General features: G+C 36.1%; 22 protein-coding genes, 2 tRNA genes and 2 pseudogenes. 11 read left to right on the plus strand and 15 right to left on the minus strand.

Annotation, left to right across the window (positions count from 1 at the left end; all coding sequences use genetic code 11):
• Positions 1-4: 4 nt before the first annotated feature.
• A complete protein-coding gene (locus tag UZ34_03390) occupies positions 5-1,258 on the minus strand; it encodes an N-acetylmuramoyl-L-alanine amidase (GenBank protein AKO64469.1) in 1,254 nt (417 codons plus the stop codon).
• Positions 1,245-1,697 (minus strand): hypothetical protein, encoded by a 453-nt coding sequence (locus tag UZ34_03395; protein ID AKO64470.1) that lies wholly within the window; start codon positions 1,695-1,697, stop codon positions 1,245-1,247. Before UZ34_03395 ends, UZ34_03390 begins: the two co-directional genes overlap by 14 nt.
• A 26-nt stretch (positions 1,698-1,723) precedes the next feature.
• Here UZ34_03395 and UZ34_03400 point away from each other — a divergent pair, with 26 nt between their 5' ends.
• Both UZ34_03400 and pgi read left to right on the plus strand, forming a co-directional pair.
• Positions 1,724-2,800 (plus strand): hypothetical protein, encoded by a 1,077-nt coding sequence (locus UZ34_03400; GenBank protein ID AKO65149.1) that lies wholly within the window; start codon positions 1,724-1,726, stop codon positions 2,798-2,800.
• Between the two features lie 58 nt (positions 2,801-2,858).
• Positions 2,859-4,511 carry a glucose-6-phosphate isomerase gene (pgi, locus tag UZ34_03405; GenBank protein AKO64471.1) on the plus strand — a complete coding sequence of 551 codons (1,653 nt, stop codon included), beginning with the start codon at positions 2,859-2,861 and terminating at the stop codon, positions 4,509-4,511.
• A 4-nt stretch (positions 4,512-4,515) separates the two neighbouring features.
• Here pgi and UZ34_03410 read toward each other — a convergent pair whose 3' ends face one another.
• The 4 genes and pseudogenes from UZ34_03410 to UZ34_03425 all read right to left on the minus strand — a co-directional run bounded on the left by UZ34_03410 (position 4,516) and on the right by UZ34_03425 (position 7,341).
• Complete coding sequence (locus UZ34_03410) at positions 4,516-5,466, minus strand: peptidase S49 (GenBank protein AKO64472.1); 951 nt, start codon at positions 5,464-5,466, stop codon at positions 4,516-4,518.
• Positions 5,450-5,797 carry a hypothetical protein gene (locus UZ34_03415; GenBank protein AKO64473.1) on the minus strand — a complete coding sequence of 116 codons (348 nt, stop codon included), beginning with the start codon at positions 5,795-5,797 and terminating at the stop codon, positions 5,450-5,452. Before UZ34_03415 ends, UZ34_03410 begins: the two co-directional genes overlap by 17 nt.
• Positions 5,798-5,876: 79 nt before the next feature.
• Positions 5,877-6,428: pseudogene (locus UZ34_03420) on the minus strand (hypothetical protein).
• A complete protein-coding gene (locus UZ34_03425; GenBank protein AKO64474.1) occupies positions 6,421-7,341 on the minus strand; it encodes a pseudouridine synthase in 921 nt (306 codons plus the stop codon). Before UZ34_03425 ends, UZ34_03420 begins: the two are co-directional and overlap by 8 nt.
• Before the next feature lie 252 nt (positions 7,342-7,593).
• Here UZ34_03425 and UZ34_03430 point away from each other — a divergent pair, with 252 nt between their 5' ends.
• Positions 7,594-9,807 (plus strand): ribonuclease E, encoded by a 2,214-nt coding sequence (locus tag UZ34_03430; protein ID AKO64475.1) that lies wholly within the window; start codon positions 7,594-7,596, stop codon positions 9,805-9,807.
• Here UZ34_03430 and UZ34_03435 read toward each other — a convergent pair.
• Both UZ34_03435 and UZ34_03440 read right to left on the minus strand, forming a co-directional pair.
• On the minus strand, positions 9,781-10,152 hold the full coding sequence (locus UZ34_03435) for a hypothetical protein (GenBank protein ID AKO65150.1): 372 nt from the start codon (positions 10,150-10,152) through the stop codon (positions 9,781-9,783). The genes UZ34_03430 and UZ34_03435 overlap by 27 nt on opposite strands.
• Before the next feature lie 16 nt (positions 10,153-10,168).
• Positions 10,169-10,732: an oligoribonuclease gene (locus UZ34_03440; protein AKO64476.1), complete on the minus strand. Its 564-nt coding sequence runs from the start codon at positions 10,730-10,732 to the stop codon at positions 10,169-10,171.
• Between the two features lie 82 nt (positions 10,733-10,814).
• Between UZ34_03440 and UZ34_03445 the strand changes: the two genes are divergently transcribed.
• On the plus strand, positions 10,815-12,050 hold the full coding sequence (locus UZ34_03445) for a peptidase M48 (GenBank protein ID AKO64477.1): 1,236 nt from the start codon (positions 10,815-10,817) through the stop codon (positions 12,048-12,050).
• Entirely contained in the window at positions 12,047-12,493 is a 447-nt protein-coding gene (locus UZ34_03450; GenBank protein ID AKO64478.1) for a 6-carboxy-5,6,7,8-tetrahydropterin synthase, read from the plus strand. Before UZ34_03445 ends, UZ34_03450 begins: the two co-directional genes overlap by 4 nt.
• On the opposite strand, the gene UZ34_03455 is transcribed toward UZ34_03450, so the two are convergent.
• Genes UZ34_03455 through UZ34_03465 form a run of 3 tightly spaced genes read right to left on the minus strand, consistent with a single transcriptional unit; the run spans position 12,490 to position 14,235 of the window.
• Positions 12,490-13,149, minus strand: a complete 660-nt coding sequence (locus tag UZ34_03455) for a DNA polymerase III subunit epsilon (protein AKO64479.1) — start codon at positions 13,147-13,149, stop codon at positions 12,490-12,492. The two genes, UZ34_03450 and UZ34_03455, sit on opposite strands and share 4 nt — an antisense overlap.
• Positions 13,146-13,595: a ribonuclease H gene (rnhA, locus tag UZ34_03460; protein AKO64480.1), complete on the minus strand. Its 450-nt coding sequence runs from the start codon at positions 13,593-13,595 to the stop codon at positions 13,146-13,148. The genes UZ34_03455 and rnhA overlap by 4 nt, the downstream gene beginning before the upstream one ends.
• Positions 13,585-14,235, minus strand: a complete 651-nt coding sequence (locus UZ34_03465; protein ID AKO64481.1) for a hypothetical protein — start codon at positions 14,233-14,235, stop codon at positions 13,585-13,587. Before UZ34_03465 ends, rnhA begins: the two co-directional genes overlap by 11 nt.
• A 21-nt stretch (positions 14,236-14,256) precedes the next feature.
• On the opposite strand from UZ34_03465, the pseudogene UZ34_03470 reads away from it, so the two are divergent.
• From UZ34_03470 to UZ34_03495, 6 genes and pseudogenes are all read left to right on the plus strand, one after another.
• A pseudogene (locus UZ34_03470) lies at positions 14,257-14,898 on the plus strand (hypothetical protein).
• A 53-nt stretch (positions 14,899-14,951) separates the two neighbouring features.
• Entirely contained in the window at positions 14,952-16,277 is a 1,326-nt protein-coding gene (locus UZ34_03475; protein ID AKO64482.1) for a murein transglycosylase, read from the plus strand.
• Positions 16,278-16,283: 6 nt separating this feature from the next.
• Positions 16,284-17,912: a peptide-binding protein gene (locus UZ34_03480; GenBank protein ID AKO64483.1), complete on the plus strand. Its 1,629-nt coding sequence runs from the start codon at positions 16,284-16,286 to the stop codon at positions 17,910-17,912.
• A complete protein-coding gene (locus UZ34_03485; GenBank protein ID AKO64484.1) occupies positions 17,913-18,932 on the plus strand; it encodes a diguanylate cyclase in 1,020 nt (339 codons plus the stop codon).
• Positions 18,929-19,741 (plus strand): peptide ABC transporter permease, encoded by an 813-nt coding sequence (locus UZ34_03490; GenBank protein AKO64485.1) that lies wholly within the window; start codon positions 18,929-18,931, stop codon positions 19,739-19,741. The genes UZ34_03485 and UZ34_03490 overlap by 4 nt, the downstream gene beginning before the upstream one ends.
• Positions 19,742-19,761: 20 nt before the next feature.
• The gene (locus UZ34_03495) at positions 19,762-20,544 is read left to right on the plus strand and encodes an enoyl-ACP reductase (GenBank protein ID AKO64486.1); all 783 of its coding nucleotides are present in this window, start codon (positions 19,762-19,764) and stop codon (positions 20,542-20,544) included.
• 3 nt (positions 20,545-20,547) lie between these two features.
• On the opposite strand, the gene UZ34_03500 is transcribed toward UZ34_03495, so the two are convergent.
• From UZ34_03500 to UZ34_03515, 4 genes are all read right to left on the minus strand, one after another.
• A complete protein-coding gene (locus UZ34_03500) occupies positions 20,548-22,419 on the minus strand; it encodes a peptidylprolyl isomerase (GenBank protein AKO65151.1) in 1,872 nt (623 codons plus the stop codon).
• Positions 22,420-22,471: 52 nt separating this feature from the next.
• Positions 22,472-22,548: transfer RNA gene (locus tag UZ34_03505), tRNA-Asp, on the minus strand.
• Positions 22,549-22,554: 6 nt separating this feature from the next.
• Positions 22,555-22,630 (minus strand) — tRNA-Val (locus UZ34_03510).
• A gap of 57 nt (positions 22,631-22,687) precedes the next feature.
• Positions 22,688-25,096 (minus strand): DNA-binding protein, encoded by a 2,409-nt coding sequence (locus UZ34_03515; protein ID AKO64487.1) that lies wholly within the window; start codon positions 25,094-25,096, stop codon positions 22,688-22,690.
• Between the last annotated feature and the right edge of the window lie 2 nt (positions 25,097-25,098).

Below are 25,098 nucleotides of genomic sequence, written 5' to 3' on the forward strand. Positions count from 1 at the left end.
TGTTTCACTGTTCAGACTCATAAAAGAAGGCAAGGTTGGCGCCTGTTTTAAGGTATGTTTTGATACCCTTTACCACACTTTCAGCTAGTTTAATTTGAAAGCTTTCTGACCTGAGGTTTTTTTCCTCCTTTGGATTACTTATAAATGCAGTCTCGACAAGTATAGATGGGATATCCGGAGCTTTTAGAACTGCAAAACCAGCTTGCTCCACATATTTTTTATGTAATGTATTCACCTTGCCCATCTCATCTAAAACATACCGTCCCAATTTCATTGAATCATTAATCGTCGCACTTAAAGACAAATCGAGTAAAGTTTGCGCCAAAACTGGATGCTTATCATCAATACTGACCCCGCCAATCAAATCTGACTCATTTTCTTTATTAGCTATAAATTTAGCAAATGCACTTGAAGCCCCTCTCTCGGACAAAGCAAATACGGAGGATCCTTTCACAGATTTCTTTGTAAAAGCATCCGCATGAATTGACACAAATAGATCAGCCTCAAGCTTTCTAGCTTTGGCAACTCTTTTTGCCAATGGGACAAAATAATCGCCATCACGAATTAAAACCCCTTGCAGGTTTGGCTCTTTATTAATCGCATCTCGTAATTTCTTCGCAATGGCCAGGGTGATGTCTTTTTCTTTTGTACCCGATGATCCTCTTGCACCAGGGTCCTCTCCGCCATGCCCAGCATCAATTGCCACAACGATTTTAACCTGTTCAGCCACTTTTGGCTGAGCATCCTTGGATTCTTCTTTAATGGTTAAGTTGGTTTTTTCATCTTTAACCTTTTGAGTATTATCTTTTTGATCATCACTTGCCTTAGCCTGCAATTGTTTTAATAAATGTGCAATTTCATCTTCCTCATGATAGACATCGACAACAAGACGATGGCCGTATGATTTGATAGGTTTTAAACTGAAGATTTTAATTTTAGACTCATGACGCAAATCGACCACAATACGCACTGTACTAGGGTCATACTGTGCTACACGCACCCCGGAAATAGATGAATTTTCCTTAAAATCTACCTTAGATAAATCTTTTAAATTATTGTTTATATTGATACTTTTCAAATCAATAACCACGCGATCTGGATTTTTTAAAATTGATTGATCATTTTTTATGTAGTCAGTGGATTCAATAGTAAATCTCGTATATTCATTGGATGGCCACACACGAGTTTGCACATCCGCAAACACATTTGTTATAAAAAAAGCTAACAGAATGCTAAAACAAACTCTAAATAACGGCATTACCAGCCTCTTCTTTGAAACAAATGTCCATTATTCTGAAATCAAGTTGCTCAGTTGAGATATTGATCTCTATATCAGGTTTAATATTCACACCCTTAATTTTTTCAGGCCACTCAATAATAGAAATCGTATTTTCTGTGATTAAGTAATCATCAAATCCACCACTAAACCATTCCTCAGGACATCCAAAACGGTATAGGTCAAAATGATGTACAGTCAGATTTTTTAATTGATGCGTTTCTACAAGATTGTAAGTTGGGCTCTTTACTTTATCCCGGTAACCCAAAGACTTTAGTAAATATCTCACTAATGTAGTTTTTCCAGCTCCAAGCTCACCCTTGAGGAAAATAACCATGCCCGCTTTGAGCTGGGGTGCGACAAGTTCGGCAACTTTTTTTGTATCTTCCTCAGATTTGCAGATATGATGTGTATGATCCATTACTTCATAGTTTATTATTTTTTTTCATGTTAGATAAGGCTTATTGGAAAGATATATCAAAAAAAATTATAGCCACTGGTAAAGAACTAGGATTTAATGATGTAGGAATATCTGATACCGTAATTAATCAAAACCAGGGGCTGTATAAAGAGTGGATTGACGCTAAAAATCATGGCGCCATGTCTTATCTCGAAGATCATCAAGACATTAAATTTGATCCTGAGAATATTTTGGCAAACACCAAAAGTATCATCAGTGTTAGGCTTGATTATCTTCCACTTAACGAAAATCTTATTAACTTAATTAATCAAAAAGATAAAGCCTACATAGCCCGCTATGCTCTTGGAAAGGATTATCACAAGACATTAAAGAAAAAACTTAATCACTTTGGCAGTTTGATTAAATCTATAATCTCAGAAAGTAATTTTGATTTTAAATACAGAGCGATAACTGATTCAGCACCAAGCCCAGAAATTGAGATTGCGACTCAGGCTGGCCTGGGTTGGCGTGGAAAAAATACATTATTACTCAACAAGAATAATGGCTCGTGGTTCTTTCTTGGTGAACTATATACGAACGCTCCATTAGTTTTCAATCAAACAAGTAGCACAAATCACTGCGGCTCTTGCTCAGCCTGTATTGACATTTGTCCCACCCAGGCCATTGAAAAACCTTACTATCTAAATGCATCTAAGTGTATCTCCTACTGGACAATTGAACATAAAGGCACAATTCCTATAAGCTTTAGGAGAAAAATTGGTAATCGAATATATGGCTGTGATGATTGTCAGATTATCTGTCCATGGAATAAATTTGCTAAGAAAAGTACTGAAATAGATTTTTTTGTAAGACATAAGTTAAATAACATTTCTCTTATGGACTGTTTTTTGATGGATAACCACCGTTTTAATGAATACTTCAATGGAAGCGCCATCAAGCGGATTGGTTATGAAAAATGGATTAGTAATGTCGCAATTGCTCTTGGTAACGCAGACCATGATCAAAATATTTTAGACGCTTTAATGAAACGAAGTGAGGATCCGTCAAATTTAATCAAAGAACATGTTTTATGGGCAATAAGCGAACAAGAAGCGAAGAAATAAAATATTTTTTTGCTATAATAGCGCTTTCAATTTTACTCACCTAAATTAACATTTATAAATGACGAAAATAATTGACTCTAACGAGTGGCAAGACCTAAAAAAACATTTTGACAATATCAAAAATGTTCAGATGCGCGACCTGTTTAAAGAAGACGAGCAGCGTTTTGAAAAATTTCATCTAGCATTGGATGATTTTTTATTTGATTTTTCAAAAAATAGAATAAATGACAAAACCTTAGACCTTCTTAACAAATTAGCTATTAAAGCTGATGTAGAAGGTTGGAGAGCTAGACAATTTAGTGGAGAGAAAATAAACACAACAGAAGATCGTGCCGTTCTTCATACAGCACTTCGTTCGCAAGACATTGATCCCATTGTCGTTGATGGTGTTGATGTTAAACCAGAAGTTATAAAAGTTTTAAAGCAGGTTGAGAACTTTAGTAATTCTATTAATGATGGATCCTGGAAAGGGTTTACTGGAAAAAAAATAAATACGATCGTAAATATCGGAATCGGTGGTTCTGACTTAGGTCCTGCAATGGTATGTAAAGCGTTAAAGCCATATTCACAAAAAAATTTACATATTCATTTTGTGTCAAATGTAGATGGTGCAGACTTAGCATTAACGCTTGAACAGTGTGACCCTGAAACCACCCTCTTTATAGTTGCCTCCAAAACTTTTACCACCCAAGAAACGATGACCAATGCTTTTTCTGCTCGACATTGGTTTTTAAATCATGCAAAAAATAATAATGCCATCAGTCAACATTTTGTTGCCGTATCTACTAATACCGAAAAAGTAAAAGAATTTGGCATAAACGAAGAAAATATGTTTATTTTTTGGGATTGGGTTGGTGGAAGATACTCTTTATGGTCATCAATTGGGTTGTCAATCTCCATTTACTTAGGTTTTGAAAATTTTAAAGATCTTCAAAGTGGTGCTTATGAGATGGATCAACATTTTCTTCATGCCCCAATAGAAAAAAATATGCCAATTCAGATGGCTTTAATTGGCATTTGGTATAACAATTTCTTTAAATTCAACACACAAGCTATTCTTCCTTATGATCAAGGGCTGTCCTTGCTGCCATCTTATTTGCAGCAAGCAGACATGGAAAGTAATGGTAAGTTTATTGATCGAGATGGCAACCGAGTATGCTTAGAGACAGGTCCAGTTATATGGGGTGAGTCAGGCACAAATGGACAACACGCCTTCTACCAATTGATTCATCAAGGAACGCAGTTTGTACCATGTGATTTTATTATGCCCATAAAATCTCACTACAACCCTGGAGATAAAAAGAATCTTCATCATAAAATCTTGATGTCCAATCTTCTTGCTCAATCACAGTCGTTAATGATGGGTAAAACTATTGATGAAGCTCGGTCTGAGCTCATTAATTCAGGATTAAGTGATCAAGAAATATCCTCTTTACTACCTCATCGATCGTTCGAAGGAAATAGACCAAGCAATACTATCCTGTTCGAAAAGCTTACGCCAAAAAATCTAGGTAAGCTAATAGCGCTCTATGAACACAAAATATTTGTTCAAGGCATCATATGGAATATTAATTCATTTGACCAATGGGGAGTTGAATATGGCAAGCAAATCGCCCGCCTCGTTTTACCTAAAATTCAAGGTGAAAAGACGACTAGCTGTTTTGATGCCTCAACGAATAATCTGATAGATTACATTAAAAAAAATTGCTAAATAATTAATTTAATTGATAATTTTTATTTATTACTTGACTGTGTAACACACTGCCAATGCCAGCCCCTAGTTTTTTTGCAAAGCGATCAGCAAAGGTTTCATAAGTCGTGAAATCAATCACTTTTTCATAACCAATTACATCTTTTGCAATTGATGATACCGTCCCAAAGCCATCAATCAATCCCAATTTGTATGCTGACTCACCATTCCAAAACAACCCTGAGAATATTGACTGGTCCTCAGATAATCGATCCCCTCTGCCCTCTTTGACTGCAGTGATAAATTGCTGATGTACTTCATCGAGAAGTTGTTGTACATGTTTTCTGTGAGTAGGGTCTATAGGCTGGAATGGATCAAGAATTCCTTTATTTTTTCCTGCTGTCATTAGTCGTCTTTCTATTCCTAACTTTTCAATGGCTTGATCAAAGCCAAAACCATTCATCAGGACCCCAATCGAGCCAACTATGCTTGATTTATTTGCATATATATCATCTGCAGCAACTGCGATGTAATATCCTCCTGAGGCACAAACATCTTCAACAACGACCTTAATAGGCTTTTCAGGGTAAATCAATTTAAGGCGTTTAATTTCATCGTTAATCATTGCAGACTGGACTGGGCTTCCACCTGGGCTATTAATACTAATAATGAGTCCTTTTGTGCCATCATTTTTCATTGCCTTTTGTAAGCTTTTTATTGCATCCTCTGCATTAATCTCAGACTCAGAGGAGATTATGCCATTTAGTTTGACTAAGGCTGTAAAATCTCCAGACGTATTTATCTGATCGCCAGGTTTACTAAGGAATATAAAAAGAAGGATGAAAAGGTATAAGAAGGTAACAATTTTAAAAAAGTTACTCCATCTGCGACTCCTTCTATTTTCAAGGAAGATATTGTTTAATAACGTATTCAGCGCCTGGTCTTTAACTTCTTGGTCTTTATTTTTTACTGTCATCGTAAATTACCTCAATTTTATAATTTCTCTCAATAACCTCTAATTTTTTTAGGTATTTTGACTTGCACGGGCCGGAAAGGCAATGGCCGGTTTTTGGATCGTATACGGCGCCATGGGTTGCGCATATCAAAAATTTTTCTGTTTCATCGAAAAAATGTACCTCATCCCAGTCAAGCTCAACTGGTAGATGTTGACATTGGTTAATGTAGGCATGAAATTCGCCTTCATAATAAACAACAAATATTGATGTTTCATTGGATACATATGATTTAACAGCCTTTGTAACTGAATTTATTATTTCATTTTTTTCAAAAATAATTGACTTAGGCATTATTTAATAACCAGTCAAATAAAGCCACGGGAGAGTCAGCAAAGAAATTTCCATAATCATCGAAATCTCCCGGTGAGCTTGCACCATAATTTACTCCAACAAAGCTAACATGGGCATTCTTTGCCATATTTTGGTCCATTAGTGAATCTCCCACCATTGTCACGGATGTGTGATCAAACATTAGATTTGTGTATATCTCTTCAATCATCTGGGGATGGGGTTTAGAAAAACATTCATCAGCAGTTTTTGAGTCGCTAAAATACTTCCCCAAATCATAAGCTGTAAAATCATTATCTAGTCCACGTCGACTTTTCCCGGTAGCAACAGCCAGAGTAAAATTATTTTTTTTTAAGCGATCAAAACCTAGAACCACGCCATCAAATGGTCTTGGCCGCTCAATGATATAAAGTTTTTTGTATAAGTCAGCAAACTCATTAAATTCTGCTTGAGATTCCAAACCCGTTAGATTTTTAAAAGCAAAAGGAAGACTTAACCCAATAACTGACTTAATCTGTTTTTCCTCAAAAGTTTGTTTGTATAATGTGGAGCACGCCTTATTAATCGATTCAACGATATGTGAAGTGCTATCAACGATTGTTCCATCCCAATCAAAAATAATTAATCTATTCATCAAAAAATTTCCCAAGCTCTAGTGGTAAATCTGCAGTAAGCTCCACTTTTTCGTTAGTAAATGGATGAAAAAAGGATAACTTATGAGCATGAAGAAACATTCTTTTTAAGCCACTTGAGTGTAATTTTTTATTAAGTGCAAAGTCACCGTACTTGTCATCACCAAGCACTGGGAAGCCCAAGAAAGCAAGCTGAACTCGAATTTGATGTGTTCTACCAGTTATTATTTGTGCAGACAATAATGATTTGTTCTGTATTTGTTTAACAAGATAAAAAATTGATTTGGATAATTTTCCCTTCAGAGGATCTTCTACCACATTTACATGATGACCCTCAGGTGTTTGTTTTTTTTCCAATCGAAGACTTACTTCTTTCTTTTTGGAATCCCAATTACCTTTGACTGCCACAAGATAATTTTTTTTAATTTTTTTATTTCGAAAAAGTTCTTGCATTGACCTTAGAGCGGATCTTTTTTTTGCTATAACAATAACACCGGAGGTATTTTTATCTATGCGATGCACTAACTCTAGAAATTTATATTCAGACTTTAAATGTCTCATGCGTTCAATTAAGCCAAAATCAATCCCGCTCCCTCCATGCACAGCCAGGCCGCTTGGCTTATCAACCACCAACAGCCATTCGTCTTCAAAAATAATATGTGGTTTAAATTTGCTAGAAGGTTTTCTTTCTTTTTTTTCAATAAATTCAATCGGAGGGATTCTGACGACATCATGAATTTTTAACTTATAAAGAGTTTTTATTCTTTTCTTATTTACCCTTACCTCCCCATTGCGAATAATTTTGAATATGTGGTTTTTTGGAACATCTTTAAATGTTTTAAATAAAAAATTATCAATCCGTTGGTCTTCAGATGACTCATCTATATCTATATATTGAATTTGCTTATTCTGCATCTAATTGTTTTCTTTTTATCCGTTTTACCCTATACTCTTAGTGTAGTCTTTAAATCAAAATAGTTGATTTTAAAGAATTTTTTTGAACATGAACATGAAAGATTGTAACCCCATTTACGAATAGATGTTAAGAGTTGCAATTTTTAAATAAGATTTTTGATATTAGAATTTTAATTAAGCTTTTCAATAAAAATTTAAAAAGCTTAAAAATATTCCTATCTGAATCTTCTTAATCTATAAGGAGATATGATAATGAAGAGGATGCTATTTAATGCAACTCAATCTGAAGAAATACGTGTAGCAATCATTAACAACTCTACCATTGAAGACCTAGACTATGAAAGAAGCACTAGGGAGCAAAGAAAGAGTAATATCTATAAGGGCACAATTACAAGGGTTGAGCCTTCACTTGAAGCAGCTTTCGTAAATTATGGTGTCGATCGACACGGTTTCCTTCCTTTTAAAGAAATCGCAAAAGAATTTTATTCGAAAAAATCCCGCAAAAAAAACTTGTCCATTGCCGATGTAATCAATGAAGGACAAGAAGTAATTGTGCAGGTTTCTAAAGAGGAGCGCGGCAACAAAGGAGCTGCCCTGACAACCTTTCTATCCCTAGCCGGCAGATATATTGTTTTAATGCCAAATAGTTCTGACAGCGGAGGAATTTCTAGAAGGATTGAAGGAGATGAAAGACTCAACTTCAAGGAAGTGCTTTCCCAATTAAAAGTAAAAAAAGGTATGAGCGTTATTGGTCGCACCGCTGGTATCGGTGTCAATGTTGAAGAAATTCAATGGGATCTTGATTACCTAACACAATTATCTGAAGCCATTCAAGAAGCGTCTGGTCAGCAAGAGGGTCCCTTCCTGATTTATCAAGAAAGCAATCTTGTCATAAGGGCTATTAGAGATTACTTCAATACGGATATTGAAGAAATCTTAATAGATAATCAAGATATCTATGATCAAGCATCTCAATTCATGAACCATGTGATGCCTGATTATGCAGATCGTATCCAACTGTATGAAGAAAGCACTGCCCTCTTTTCAAAATTTAATATTGAAAATCAAATTGAATCTGCATTCCTAAGAGAAGTTCAGCTTCCATCAGGCGGAGTGATCGTCATTGATCATACGGAAGCATTAGTATCTATTGATGTTAACTCGAGTAGATCAACCAAGGGTAGAGATATAGAAAATACAGCTTTCAATACCAACCTTGAAGCTGCAAAAGAGGTTGCCAAACAATTAAGACTCCGAGACATTGGTGGTTTGATTGTTGTTGACTTTATCGATATGGAAAATCCAAAACATCAAAGAGAGGTTGAAGAGTGCCTCAGGGATGCTCTTAAGCATGATAAAGCGAGAATTCAAATTGGTCGAATATCAAGATTTGGATTAATGGAACTCTCTAGACAACGCTTAAGGCCAAGCATTGGTGAAACGAGCAACGGAGAATGTCCAAAGTGTAATGGGACAGGTCGGATTCGTGACTTCCAGTCATCTGCCTTACATGTAATCAGAATGATTCAGGAACAATCTAACAAAAAACAAGGGCAAAAAATTTCAGTTCAGGTTCCTGTTGATGTTGCAACCTTCCTCTTAAACGAAAAGAGAGAAATCATTATTCAAACTGAATCAGAGGGAAATAATAAAATATTTATTATTGCTAACAAATACTTTGATGTTCCTCAATTCAAGATTACGTCATCAGATTTAGGCAACAAAAAAGAGTTAAGTTATCAAGAAGTGGACATTCCTGATGTTGAGAACCTTGATGACAACGATCATGAAACAAAAGATAAGCAGATTCCTGCTGTTAAAGGTGTGATGCCGGAAAAAAGATCTAGAAAGTCTAAAAATAAATCACTTTTTGGATTTATAAAGGGATTGATTGCTAGCGACGATACCACCGAAGAGTCTTCAGAAACTGCTTCAGATAGCAATAAAGAACCATCAAAGGATCTAGAGGAGAGCGAAGGCAATAAAAAACCATACAGAAATAACAGAAGAAGGAGAAATAATCGCTCACGAAACTACAGATCAAATCAACAAAATCAGGAAAATGTAAACAAAAAACCAGAAATGGTTATGGTTGAAACTCCTATCGATGTTGAAAAAAATAGTGATAAAAATTCAGATTCTGTTAATAAACCGAAAGTTAAGCCTAAGGGAAATCAGTCTAAGAAAAAAGCTGAGGAGCTAAAAGATGTAAATCTTGCGGATGTTGGGTTAAAGTTAGTCGAAACAGAGAAAAAGTCTAATCAGGATGCCCCTCTAGATGGTCAAGTAAAAAAACCTGCTCGCAGGAAAAAGGCTTCTTGGGCCAAGAGTGAAAAGACAGCGCCTAAAAAAACTGAAAAGTTGGTAATGGTTGAGACGAAAGATGCTCCAAAGAAATCAACCAAAACAGCTAAGGCAAAGACATCGGCTCCAAAGAAATCAACTAAAAAAACGGCTGAGAAGTAAACTCATTAACCAGTATCCTAGATAAATAGATACTAGAGACAAAAAAACCGTGATAGAAACATGAAGAAAAGCTTTTAAAAAAAGCTTTTCTTCAACAAAACTAAAAAACTGAGCTCCAAAGCTTGAAAATGTTGTCAAACTGCCCAAGAATCCAACTACAATCCCAAGCTTTATAGCTTGGCTCATAATCTGATATTGTGAATCAAGATACAAAACGATCCCTATTAAAAAACAACCCACGATATTGGCGATCAGAACACCATTCATAATAAAAAAATTAAACGGGAATAGTAAAACTAAAAAATACCGTAGCATGGCTCCAAAGGAAGCAAATAAACCAATGATAAAAAATTGATAAAGGTTATTCACTATCAAGCCTTAGGAAATGTTCACGATAAAATTTTAATTCTTCAATTGATTCTTTGATATCCGCTAACGCTTCATGCTTGGCCGACTTTTTAAATTGTCCAAGAAGGCTTGTTTTCCATCTTTTAGCGAGTTCTTTAAAAACGCTGACATCTAAGTTTCTGTAATGGAAGTATGACTCCAGTTGAGGCATATAATTTGCCATAAATCGTCTATCTTGGCATATCGAATTTCCACACATTGGTGATTTATTTTTATCTATGTAATGGCTTAAAAAATTAATTAGCTCACGCTCAGCCACATCTTCTGTAATATCAGATTGCTTTACTTTATCTATTAATCCAGACTTTGAGTGTGTATTTATGTTCCATGCGTCCATAGAATCCAATAGCTCATTAGATTGTTTTATGACATAAACTGGGGCTTCAGCAATCACTTCTAAATGAGGGTCGGTAACGATAACTGCAACCTCTATGATCTTATCTGTTGCTGGATTTAATCCTGTCATTTCCATATCAATCCATATTAGGTTGTTGTTATGTTTTGTCATGATTTCCATTAAAATTTAAACAATTGAATACATATATAACTTTAACATTTCTTTTACTTTAAAATGCTGATTTTAGATACCGAATACAATAATGACTTTTACATATATTTTTTTATTTTTACTGATTCTCTCTACATTGACAGAGATCTACCTATCAATCAGACAAAATGCTAGTGCCCTGAAGAATCAAAATGCAGTTCCAAATGACTTCAAAAAAATCGTAAAACCAAAAGATCACAAAAAAGCAGCATTGTACACTTCTGCTAAAGCAAAAATTAATATACTCGGTTTTATAGTTCAAGGGGTTTTCTTATACATACTTACCCTTGGTGGTTTAATCAATTGCATCAATGAACTTGCTTTGCAATTTTCTGATAATGAAATTTTACAAGGGGTAGTATTGATCTTTTCAGTAATTATTCTATCCAGCATCATTGAAGCTCCCTTAGGCCTAATCAAAACATTTGTGATTGACGAAAAATTTGGGTTCAATAAAATGACCTTCTCCTTATATTTGTCTGATTTAATTAAACAAAGTCTGGTGTCAATTGTCATTATGTTGCCAGTTATTTTTGTCGCACTTTGGATTTTTGGTAACCTTGGAGATTATTGGTGGTTCTGGTTGTGGATTTTTCTATCAATTTTCAACGTAACCATGTTGGCAATATACCCCCTGTACATAGCGCCTATTTTTAATAAGTTTAAACCTATGGAAGATAAAAAACTAAAAGCAAAAATTGAACAACTCCTAAAAAAATGCGGCTTTGAATCTGATGGCTTATTTGTAATGAACGGATCATTAAGAAGCACCCATGGAAATGCTTATTTCACTGGATTTGGCAAAGCAAAAAGGATTGTATTTTTTGATACACTGCTTGAGAAACTTTCACCCAATGAAATCTTGGCAGTTTTAGCTCATGAGTTAGGTCATTTTGCACATAACCATGTGAAGAAGAGAATCGTTTTTCTCTTTGTCCTGTCGTTCATAGGCCTTTATTTTTTAGATTTTCTCAAGTCAAATGATTGGTTTTACTTAGGGCTGGGTGTTGAAAGCCAAACAAACGCAATTGCGCTCCTTCTGTTTTTTCTTATTTCACCTTTATTTTTATTTTTTGTGAGGCCTTTTATGGCGCATTACTCTAGAAAAAATGAATATGAAGCGGATGCCTATGCATGTAAATTTACACCTGCTAAAGATTTAAAGGAGTCACTTATTAAGCTTTATAGGGATAATGCTTCAACATTGACCCCAGACAAACTTTACTCTAACTTTTATGATAGTCACCCACCTGCAATGGCTAGAATTAAAGCTTTGGTTGCAAAATGATAATTACTTCAAGAATGGAATTTGATGCGGGTCATAGGATTCCAAACCATAAATCGACATGTAGAAATTTACATGGTCACCGATACGCTATTGAAGTTTCGTTGAGTGGAGAAATTATTCAACAAGAGAATCTATCAGACTTTGGCATGGTTTTAGATTTTAAGGATGCAAAAGAATTAATAAGGTCTACCATCGTAGATCCCTGGGATCATGCATTTATTGTGTATAAGAAAGATGTAGAAGTTCTCAATTTTTTAAATCAAATTAAAGATCACAAAACAGTGATCTTAGACAGAGTCCCTACTGCTGAAAATATGGCATTGATTGCATTTCAAATGCTTGAGGCAGCTTTTAAGGATAAGTTTGATGGAAAAATTAAGCCAAGTCTCGTTCGTCTCTATGAGACGCCAAACAACTGGGCTGATGCATCATCATCAACTTAGTGTTTAATTTTTTTTAAGTACTCTCGATGCAGCTCAGCCTCTTCTTGACTGGCATTAACTATTTTTAATTTATTTAGGATATCTTTATCAAAGTCGATCGATAATTTCTCTTGATTATTAAAATCAATTTCTAAAGCTTCTTGCCCCCTGGTCATGCCAATAAAGACCTCTGCGAGCAAAAGTGAATCAAGCAATGCACCGTGCAAATTTCTTTCCGAATTATCAACGCCATAATGCCTGCATAAGGCATCTAAGTTATTTCTTTGCCCAGGTCTCAACTCTCTAGCCATAACCAATGAATCGGTAATGACCTCAGCATAATCTTCAACAACTCCTTTTTTTATTCTTCCCAACTCCATATTTAAAAAGCCAATATCGAATGGAGCGTTGTGAATGATCAATTCAGCATCAGCAATAAAGTTAATAAATTTTTCAGAAATAGATTCAAAACTGGGCTTATCAGAAAGAAATTCCAGTGTAAGTCCATGCACTTCCTGTGCAGCCTCATCAATCTCTCTTTCTGGATTGATATATACATGAAATTGATTGTTCGTGACCTGACGATTGATCATTTCAACAGCAGCAATCTCGATAATGCGATGTCCCTGAGCGGGATCAAGACCTGTCGTTTCGGTATCAAGAAATATCTGTCTCACAGTAAACAATCTCCAACTGTTGCATTATTAGCCAAAAGGTCTACCTTTTCATTAAAAACATCCCCGCTATGGCCTTTAACCCAATTCCAACTTACTATCAATCTTGAATTTAATTCATCTAAGGTCTTCCATAGTTCTTCATTTTTAACTGGTTTTTTTGTGGATGTTATCCAATTATTTTTCTTCCATCCATGGATCCAAGAATTAATCCCATCAATTACGTACTTAGAATCAGTAAATAACTCAACTTCTTTTGATTCAATATGTTCATTAAAGTAAAAAAGTCCTTCGATCGCTGCAGATAATTCCATTTGATTATTTGTGGTTTTTTCCATGGAGCCGGACTTTTCTTTTACAACCTCATCATTCGCAACAACTATAAATGCCCAACCTCCTGGTCCAGGGTTGCCATGGCAAGATCCATCAGTATAAATTTTAAAGCTCATAGGTTTCTTTTACTTTGACTTGATTTCTTTGAATTTTACCATTCCACGATGGTTTAATTGGGGTCATAGTAAATATTTTTTTGCGCACAACGATTAAATAAATATTTGCAAACAAAGGAAACCAACGGTCGCCAATTTTATCCCACCTTGACTTATTTGATGCTGACTTAAAACGTGGGTGATATCCAAAAAATTTACCATTCACAATTTCAAAGTCTTGTTTTAATAATTTATTTTGAAAAGAGGTGAAACTTTCAAGATTATGATTCCACGGCTCCTCTGAGCTCATTGAAAAAAAAGTTCTTAATCCTATTGGGCTCCATGGATTAAAGTTTATAAATATTGCATGGCCATGAGGCATCAATGTACGATACACTTCAGACAATATTCTCTCGTCCTCTGTATTTTGATGAGGCAGAACAATGCAATCAATAGTGTCAGATTCAAATGGTATTTGTTCAGCATCAAATTGAATTTGCTTGCGTGTGTATTTATTCTTAAATCGAGAATTTTCAATCAGTGATCGATGATTTCCAATTTGGACGATGTTATATCCAAACAGATGATCGAATAATTGATCGAGAATTTTTTGCTCTAACAACAATAAATCTGAGCCTCTTTTTGTTTCAAACCAACTCATTTTTAAGTTTATAATTAATTAATGTTAAATGTTGTTCCTATCCCTATTCTAAATGATAACTACATTTGGACAATCATTCATGACAAAAAGACTGTAGTGATTGATCCTGGGTTATCTGATCCGGTTTTAAATTACCACCAAAAGAATAATCTTGATTTAACAGCAATACTCATAACGCATCATCACCATGATCATATCGGTGGTATAAATGGGATTATTAATCAATTTAACGTGCCAATATATGCTCCATATCATGAAAAATTTAATTTCAAATACCATCTAGTCCAGGAAGGTTGCAAAATTCAGCTTTTCAACAACACATTAGAATTTTCTGTGATGGAAGTTCCAGGACACACCTTGGAGCACATCATTTATCATGGCAATAAACTTTTATTTTGCGGTGATACTTTGTTTAGTTTTGGATGTGGAAGAATTTTTGAAGGGACTTTTAGGCAAATGTATGACAGCCTAAAAAAATTCAAGCTAATTGATCCTGAATCAAAGGTATATTGCACCCATGAATACACCCTAAAAAATCTTGAATTTTTAAAAAATTATTTTAAATATAATGCGTTTTATGAAAATAAATACCAAAATCTATCAAAATCAATGATTACTTTACCCTCTTTACTGAAGGATGAGTTAGAATCTAATCCTTTCCTAAACTCTTCATATGAAGAATTTAAAAAATTAAGAGAAGCAAAAGACCTATTTTAATGAAATATATATTACTGTTTTTTTCACTACTCACAAGCCCTTCTCTTTTCTCAAACTCTTTTGAATTCCCATCCACAATTGAAAATGCTGAGGGTGTAACTCTTGAATTGTTTGACGATCCAGTCCCAGGTAATGAGGAAACTATCCACTATATTGAGGGAGATAAAAATCTCTGGGAAAGAATACAAAATGGATTTGCTATTAAAGATATTGATAACAGAAGAGTTAAAAATTATATCAAATGGTACCAATCTAGGCCCGAGTATGTTGAGAGGATGGTCGAAAGATCATCCCGCTATTTATTTCATGTGGTTGAAGAGGTCGAAAAAAGAAATATGCCAATGGAAATAGCGCTCCTGCCTATGATTGAAAGCGCTTACAATCCAGTTGCCAAATCTAGGCAAAAAGCAGTAGGAGTGTGGCAGTTTATTCCTTCAACTGGAAAATTATTCGGGCTTGAGCAGGACTGGTGGAGAGATAAGCGGAGGAATATTATTGACTCAACTAATGCTGCCTTAGATTACCTTGAACAACTTCACAATCTTTTTGGGTCCTGGGAACTAGCTTTGGCAGCTTATAACGCAGGTGAAGGTCGAGTAAAAAGAGCTATCCTAAGAAATAAAAAAAGGAAAAAACCAACAGATTATTATTCTTTGAGGCTTCCCAAAGAAACAAAAAATTATGTACCAAAATTGTTAGCGGTAAAAAAAATTATTCAAGACCCTGAAAGATTTCAACTGTATATTAAAGATATTCCAGATAAACCTTATTTCCAAGTCGTTAATGTTCCTGATGAAATGGATACGCATATAGCAGCTGAGTTAGCTGATATTCCCTATGAAGAGTTCCAACTATTGAATGCTGAGCATAATCGACCCTTAATGAAAGCACACTTTGGTGCTCAAGATATACTTTTACCTGTTGACAGCGTTGATACATTTTTGAAAAATTTGGAAGATCATAAGGATCCACTTACCAACTGGATTACCTACACGCCAATCAAAGGAGAAAAGGTAAACCATGTGGCTAAAAAATTTAATATTGATATAAAAGAATTAATTAAGATTAATCAATTAAGGAGCAATCAAACTCTTAAAAATAAAATTATTTTAATTCCGGCGTCACCTGATGTTTTAAAAAAATACCCAATCAACACAGATAATTTATACTCCTACTCAACAATTATTACCCACAAGATTAAACCTGGAGATACGCTGGGTGGAATAGCTAGAAAATATAAGATCTCAATCAAAGATTTAATGGAGTTTAATGAACTCAAAAGCACAAAAATAATCGTAGGTAAGTACATCGATATTCCTCAATAAGGATATATGCATAAGTTTTTAGCTCTACTAATTATAAGTCTTGTCGTTGGTTGTAATAATAATCAAAATATAGACAAGAATAACTATGACGATCCCACCCTTCCAGAATCTGGAGGTGCATTGACCAATGCAATGATTGGTGAACCTAACAACCTGATTGCGATGATAGCTGGTGACTCCGCCTCATCTGCGATTGCCGGGCAAATTTTTAACTCTCTATTAAAATATGATGAAAATCTAGGTTTTGAGGGAGACCTGGCCGACAGCTGGACAATTTCTGACGATTATAAAAAAATTACATTTAATTTAAAGCAAGATATTAAATGGGCTGATGACGAACCGTTTACATGTGAAGATGTCTTATTTACCTGGAAGAAAGTCACTGACCCAGATACTAGAACTCCTTACGGTTCTGATTATCAGCTGGTCAATTCAGCCTCATGTGCAAACAATCACATATTTATTGCTGAGTATGACGAACCTTATGCACCTGCCCTTGAAACATGGGCATCCTTACACATACTCCCAGAACATTTACTAAAAGATGAAAATATTAACGACACCTATTTCTCATTAAATCCTACAGGAAGCAACTACTATGCTCTAGATGAATGGACAACCGGTCAGCAGGTAAAGCTCAAAACTAACCCTAACTCCATCCATGGTCGACCGCTTCTAGAAAAAAAGATAACCAGGATCATTCCTGACCTGTCATCCCAATTTATGGAATTGATTGCAGGAAATATTGATCTTATGAACATAAACCCAATTCAATACTCAAGAGTCTTCCCCAGCCGGTCTGAGTTGAACGATAAAATTAATCTCTATAAAGAAATGGGTAATGGGTATACCTACTTTGGTTTTAATTTAAAGAAAAAGCCTTTTAATGACGTCAATATCAGAAAAGCGATTAGTTATGCTATCGATAAAGAAGAAATTATCAATGGTGTTTTGCTGGGATTAGGAGAAGAAATCACCAGTCCATATAAGCCTGGTACATACTGGGAAAATAAGTCGATCAATAAAATTTCTTTTGATGTGAGTAAATCCAGAGAATTGCTTGAAAAATCTGGTTACCTACTCAATGCAAACAATATCTATGAAAAAGATGGCAAGCCTCTTGCTTTTGAAATTCTGACAAACCAAAACAAGCAACGAGAAATGACTGCAGTACTAATACAACGACGTCTTCAGGATATAGGCATTGATGTTAGTATCAGAGTTATTGAATGGGCAAGTTTTGTGAACAGGTTTATCAAAACAGGTGAGTTTGAGGCTGTTGTGTTAGGTTGGAGTCTTTCACTCGATCCAGATCAGTATAGCATCTGGCACTCTTCGCAACAGGGGCCAGGTCAATTCAATTTTATTGGATACAACAATCCTAGAGTTGATACCCTTCTTGAAAATGGGAGGAAAGAATTAGACAATGAAAAAAGAAAACAAATCTATGACGAGTTTTCTAAAATTATTTATGATGAACAACCTATTATTTACCTTTATGCCGGATACGGCTTAACGGCCATTCATAAAAAAATAAAAGGGGTAAAGAGGATTACTCCACCGGCAGGTGTCTTTCATAACGATTATGAGTGGTATATCCCGAAGAAATTCAGAAGAAACGAGATGAGCCTCTAAATGTTAAATTATTTGATCAAAAGAATTCTCTGGATGATTCCTATGTTAATTGGAATCAGCTTGATATCTTTTTTTATAATGCATTTAGCTCCTGGTGACATAACATCCAATGAGAGTGCATTTAACCCAAAGGCCAGTGAGGAATCACGACAGAAACTTAGAGAGTTGTACAATCTTGATAAACCTATTATTGTCCAATACGGTTTATGGTTAAAGAGAATTGTTCAGCTAGACTTTGGTTCGTCATTTGCATCACATCAAAGACCTGTATTATGGGAAAAAAAAGATGAAAATGGCAACATAAAGCCAGGCTTGATTCAAAAAGCACTCCCGATAACCCTATTAATTAATCTTTTAACCATACTCCTTATTTTCTCTATTTCTATACTGCTCGGAACAATTGCCGCTATAAAGAAAAATAAGATCCCTGATCGCATGATAACTTTGTTTGTCTTTATTGGTTTTGCTATCCCCGGATTTTGGTTAGCATTGATTCTAATGTACTCATTGGGGGTTGTTAATCAGGTATTGCCAATCTCAGGATTGCATTCCATTGGATACGAGCAAATGAGTAAGTTAGGCCAAATACTTGATCTTTTAAAACATCTAGCATTGCCTGTATTTATCTCTTGTCTGAGCGGATTGGCAGGAATTTCACTTTATGTTCGAAACGGGATGATAGAAATTCTTAATCAAGATTTCATTAAAACAGCTCGGGCAAAAGGCCTGTATGAAAAAAAAGTGATTTTTGTACATACTTTAAAAAACGCCCTACTTCCATTAATTACAATCTTGGGGTTGTCTATTCCCGGTATAATTGGTGGCTCAGTAATTGCTGAGTCAATCTTTGCTATCCCTGGAATGGGTAAGTTATTTTATGACGCCGTCCTGATGCGTGACTTTCCTGTCGTGATGGGGATACTGACTATTGGTTCGATCTTAACCTTGCTAGGTAATCTCATTGCAGATTTAGCTTACGCATGGGCAGATCCAAGAATTCGACGAGGGCTTGCCAAATGAAAAAGATTATAAAGAACCCAATGTCTCTAGCTGGGTTAATTATTATCTCAATAATAGGGATACTTGCTATTTTTGCAGGCTATCTCAGCCCGTTTGATCCAAATTATATTAATATCAATGCGATCCTTTTACCCCCTGACGGCACCCACTGGATGGGTACTGATGCGCTTGGTCGCGATGTCTTCTCCCGAATGTTGCATGGGGCTCAAATATCACTTCTTGTTGGAATTGTCGCGGTTGGAATATCAACCATCATTGGAATTATTCTAGGCTCTGTAGCAGGATATTATCGTGGCATTGCTGATACCATTATTATGCGATTGGTGGATGTCATGTTATCGATACCCTCATTTTTTCTTATTCTCGCCGTCATTGCTTTCCTTACTCCCTCCATTTGGAATATCATGATCGTCATCGGCTTAACTTCCTGGATGGGTGTCACTCGACTGGTAAGGGCGGAATTCTTGAGTTTAAAGGAACGTGATTTTGTGCTCGCAGCTCATACGTTGGGGGCTAGTGACTTTAGAATTATTCTTACTCACCTATTACCTAACAGCCTAGGTCCAATTATTGTGAGCACCGTCCTGGGTGTTGCCAGTGCTGTATTGGTTGAATCTGGTCTAAGCTTCCTCGGGCTTGGAGTTCAGGCACCTACAGCCTCATGGGGAAACATATTGACTGACGGAAAGGAGTACATCCAATTTGCTTGGTGGCTGTCATTGTTTCCTGGACTTGCTATATTAATTACCGTATTGGGTTATAATCTACTCGGGGAGGGTCTTAGAGATAACTTCGACCAGAATACGTAACAGATATATACGAGGTATCCATGTCTTTTTTAAAAAACAAACGTGCGCTTATTTTAGGTTTATTGAGTGATCGATCCATCGCTTACGGTATTGCTAATGCAATGCACCAACAAGGGGCTGAGTTAGCCTTCACGCATCAAATAGATAAACATGAACAACGAGTCCAGAAATTAGCAGCAAATTTTAATTCAAATATTGTATTACCCTGTGACGTGTCAGATGATGATCAAATCAATAATCTATTTGATCTATTAAAAAAACATTGGGATCATTTTGATATCCTAGTTCACTCCATTGCATTTGTTCCAAAGGATGCATTGCAGGGAGACTTTGTTGAAAACACATCAAGAGAAAATTTTCGCATAGCTCACGATGTTAGCTCATATAGCTTTACCGCCCTAGCTAAGGCAGCTTTACCGATGCTGTCAAGCGATGCGAGCTTACTCACAATAAGTTATCTTGGTGCTGAAAGAACAATGCCTAACTATAATGTGATGGGTTTAGCAAAAGCCAGTTTAGAAGCTAACGTACGCTATATGTCTCAAAGTCTAGGTCCAAAAGGGATTCGGGTGAATGCTGTGTCAGCAGGTCCGATAAAAACTTTAGCCGCGTCCGGTATTTCTGACTTTGACAAAATGTATTCATTTAACGAGAAACATGCCTCGTTAAGAAGAAATGTGACCATAGATGAAGTGGGTAATGCGGCAGCATTTCTCTGCAGTGACCTCGCAAGCGGAATCACTGGTGAGGTAACTTATGTGGATGGTGGTATGAATATCACTGCCGCTGGGGCAATCGAATAGATTCTACTGAGCAAATTGAAGAAACTTAGAGTTGATTTTCACTTTTGATTCAGCTCTTAAATCTTCAACATAAGATTTCTCAATCTCTTTTTCAATGGCAGCCATAAACTCTTCATTGAAGAACTCAACATCTTCTTCTAAGATACTTTCTGAGTCGACTTTATCTAACTTAATAACCATAAATTCGCCTTTGGGGTCGTAGATTCCAGAGTAAATTGGTAAATTAGAAGAATTCATTTTAAATATCTCTTCAGCAATCACATCAGACAAACCTTGCTTATCAGACCTATCAATGGTTAATTCGTCAATCCATTTTGGCTCTTTCGCAGAACCATCTTGAAGTCCTTCAACCAATTTATTACCATCATTAATTAAATTTTCTTGTGAGTTTCTTTTCGTTAAGAAAGTTTTGATCTCGTCTTTAACATCGTCCAATGCCTGAGCCTCAGACTCTCTAAAGTCTACAACCCTAGCCGAAACGAGATTGTTGGGTGAGACTTCAATAGCTGGAGTATTAAATTTGCTGTCAATGATGGTTTGATCAAAAACGGCCTCAGCAAAGACAGGGTTATTGAAGAAGTTTTCAGCATCAGCCTTTGACATCCATGGGCTTTGTTGAACATCAAGGTTATATTTTTTTATAACTGGATCTAAGGACTCTTTCTGTTCGTATACGATATTACTAAAATCTTCAGCATTGGTATTGTAAATTTCCAGGGCTTTCCCGTATAGCAGCTCACCTTTTACTTGAGCTTTAACATCTTTGTATGATACTTGATCACCTTTGACATCATCAAGACGAATGATATGAAAACCAAAATCTGTTCTAACTAAATCAGAAATCTCGCCTTTATTTAATGTAAAAGCAGACTCTTCAAACTCCTTGACCATCACCCCTCTTTTAAAGAACCCAAGCGATCCACCATTTTTGGCTGACTCAGGATCTTGTGATAAATCTTTAGCGTACTCCTCAAACTTCTTCGGATCTTTCTTTAAATCCTTTAATACATCTGAAGCTTTTTGCCTGACTTTCTCGACCTCTTCATCAGACTGAGATGCGTCAGCCATAAAAAGGATGTGGCTTGCAGAACGCTCTTCGTCGCCTTCATAGTTTTGCTTATTAAACTCATAAAACTCTTTTACTTCTTCATCTGTCACATTCACATTAGGAACAATATTAGCAACGGAATAAACAACAAATTCGATTTTGACTTGATCAGGTCGGATAAATGAATCGGTGTTGGCTTCATAAAACTCTTTAATCTCATCATCCGATACTTTAATTTTATCTTCATAGTCAAGCAGTAACATATCATAGAGCTTGACATGTCTTTTTTGATAGGCAATCTTAGCTATCTCTTCAATATTTTTTTTAGGGAAATAAGTCAAATTAGCTAAAGTACCTTGTATCTGCTGTGTTGCCATATCGCCACGAATTTGTTGCTCTAATTTCTTTGGTGTCAGACCATTATATTGAACAATTTGATCATACCTATCCTGTGAAAACTTGCCATTTTCTTGGAAGTCAGGCATTCCTACGATATACGTCGAGAGTTGGTCGTCAGAAATACGGAAATTATATTTATCGACTGCTGACTTGATTAGTTGACTATCAACCAAAGAGTCAATCACACTTTTTCTAAATTCTGGCGATTCAAGTATTGAGCGATCCTGACCTTCAGCATCAAGCCTTTCTTGAAGAACCATCATGGAGCGCTGAAAATCCTGTGCCGTAATCTCAAAATTGTTTACTGAGGCTACTGTAACATTTGAGCCCATTGAGTTGAGGTAAGAGTCAATACCAAAAAGAGCAAAAGGAACAACAATGATAGCCAATACCACCTTAGCCCATTTTTTTTCTAAACCATTTCTAATAGTTTCTAACATGATTTTTATGACCTTCTTGCTTCAAAAAGTTCTAAAAAGTTGGCGGAGTGGACGGGACTCGAACCCGCGACCCCCGGCGTGACAGGCCGGTATTCTAACCAACTGAACTACCACTCCTTATTTTGGTGGGTGCTGACGGGGTCGAACCGCCGACATTCGCCTTGTAAGGGCGACGCTCTACCAGCTGAGCTAAGCACCCAAAATAATATCGAGGACGCCATTCTACAATAAGAAATAAGGAAATGCTAGCTTAAATTTAATGTGCGATAGATTTATCGATTTTATCTAAATGATTCTTTGAGGCTGTCTTTTTTGCCACTCTTGTTTTGTTTACTTTTACGTTTTCAGGGTCTTTAGTTAAAGCAATTTTCAACACTTCATCGATTGTTTTTACAGGTATAACTTCAACTTTTTTTAACACCTCTTGAGAAATATCAGTAAGATCCTTTGTATTGAGGTGTGGGATAATCACCTTTTTGATTCCACCGCGGTGGGCTGCTAATAATTTTTCTTTTAAACCACCAATAGGAAGAACTTCTCCTCTTAAAGTAATTTCACCTGTCATTGCGACATCTGCTCGTACAGGAATACCAGTTAAAGATGAAATGATTCCTGTGGTCATACCAATACCTGCGCTAGGTCCATCTTTTGGCGTAGCAGCTTCTGGTAAGTGGATATGAAAATCATTCTTCTCATAGAACTCTTCAGAGATATGGAGCTTCTTAGATCGACTACGAACAACGCTTAGTGCCGCATGAATGGATTCTTTCATTACATCGCCGAGCTTACCAGTAAGGTTTATTTTTCCTTTACCTGGCATAATTACTGACTCGATTGTTAATAACTCTCCGCCCACTTGTGTCCAAGCTAAACCTGTAACCTGACCAACCTGACTTTTTTTCGAGGCCAATCCGATGTCATAAATTTTAACACCTAAGAAATCATGAACATTTTTTGCCGTCACTGATATTTTTTTCAGTTTTCTCTTAGTAAGTAACTGTCTAACAGATTTTCTACAGATTTTTGCGATTTCCTGCTCCAACCTTCTTACTCCAGCTTCGCGAGTGTAAAACTGAATGATGCTTTTTACAGCTGACTGAGCAATATTCAATTCACTTCTTTTTAAGCCATGTGCCTTAAGTTGTTTAGGCACTAAATGCGTGAGTGCGATATCAATTTTTTCTTGCTCTGTGTAACCAGGTAATCGAATAATCTCCATACGATCCAGAAGCGGTTCAGGAATATTTAATGTATTGGCAGTAGCCACAAACATGACGTCTGATAGGTCATATTCTACTTCTGCATAGTGATCAATAAAGGTATGGTTTTGTTCTGGATCTAAAACTTCAAGTAGAGCTGATGATGGATCTCCTCTAAAATCCTGACCCATTTTATCCACTTCATCCAGAAGAAATAGTGGATTATTAACAGCAACTTTGGTCATATTTTGCAATACTTTTCCAGGCATCGATCCGATATATGTTTTTCGGTGGCCTCGAATTTCTGATTCATCACGAACTCCACCTAAAGCCATTCTTATAAATTTTCTATTTACTGCTTTAGCAATGCTTTGACCAAGCGAGGTTTTACCAACACCAGGGGGACCAACAAGACAAAGGATTGGGGATTTGACCTTATCAACTCGTTGTTGTACTGCTAAATACTCAATAATTCTTTCTTTCACTTTATCAAGGCCATGATGATCGGTATCTAGAATTGTTTCTGCATCCTTTAGACTTGAATTGATTTTTGTTTTACTCGACCATGGAAGGTTGATCAAGGTCTCTATATAGGTTCTCACCACTGATGCCTCTGCAGACATTGGAGACATCATTTTCAACTTTCTTAGCTCACCCAATGCTTTATCCTGTGCTTCTTTGGACATTCCAACGGTGTTAATTTTTTTCTCTAATTCATCGAATTCAGCTGTTTCATCTTGTTCGCCAAGCTCTTTTTGAATCGCTTTGACTTGCTCATTAAGGTAGTACTCCCTTTGAGATTTTTCCATCTGACGTTTAACACGCCCTCTGATTCTTTTCTCCACCTGAAGGATGTCAAGCTCAGCCTCAAGGAGTGACAATAAAAGATCAAGCCTTTCGCGAACATTTATCGTCTCAAGTAATTTTTGTTTATCTTGCAACTTGAGGTTTAAATTTGCTGCAATTGAATCAGCCATACGTCCAGGCTCTTCAATTGATGATAAGGTTGTCAGCAACTCAGGTGGGATCTTCTTATTAAGCTTCACATATTGATCAAACTGAGAATACAACGTCCGCATCAATGCGATCGATTTCTTATCCTTCACTTCACGAGATTTAATCACCTTAGACTCAGCAGACCAAAATTCACCAGAATCGTAAAACTTAGTTAATTGAATTCTCTCAACACCTTCCACAAGAACTTTAACCGTTCCATCAGGAAGCTTTAACATTTGTAAGATCGTTGCCAAGGTTCCGATTTCAAATAAATCTTTAACATCTGGGTCATCCTTGTTAGCTGATTTTTGAGCGACTAGCAATATCTGCTTATCTCCATTATTTGCTTTTTCAATCGCTTTAATTGATTTATCGCGCCCAACGAACAAGGGAATGACAAGCTGAGGATAAACAACAACATCTCTTAAGGGTAACAAGGGGGTTATAGGATTGATTTTTTCTTGAGCCATAT

This window comes from Methylophilales bacterium MBRSF5, assembly GCA_001044335.1.
GTDB lineage: Bacteria > Pseudomonadota > Gammaproteobacteria > Burkholderiales > Methylophilaceae > BACL14.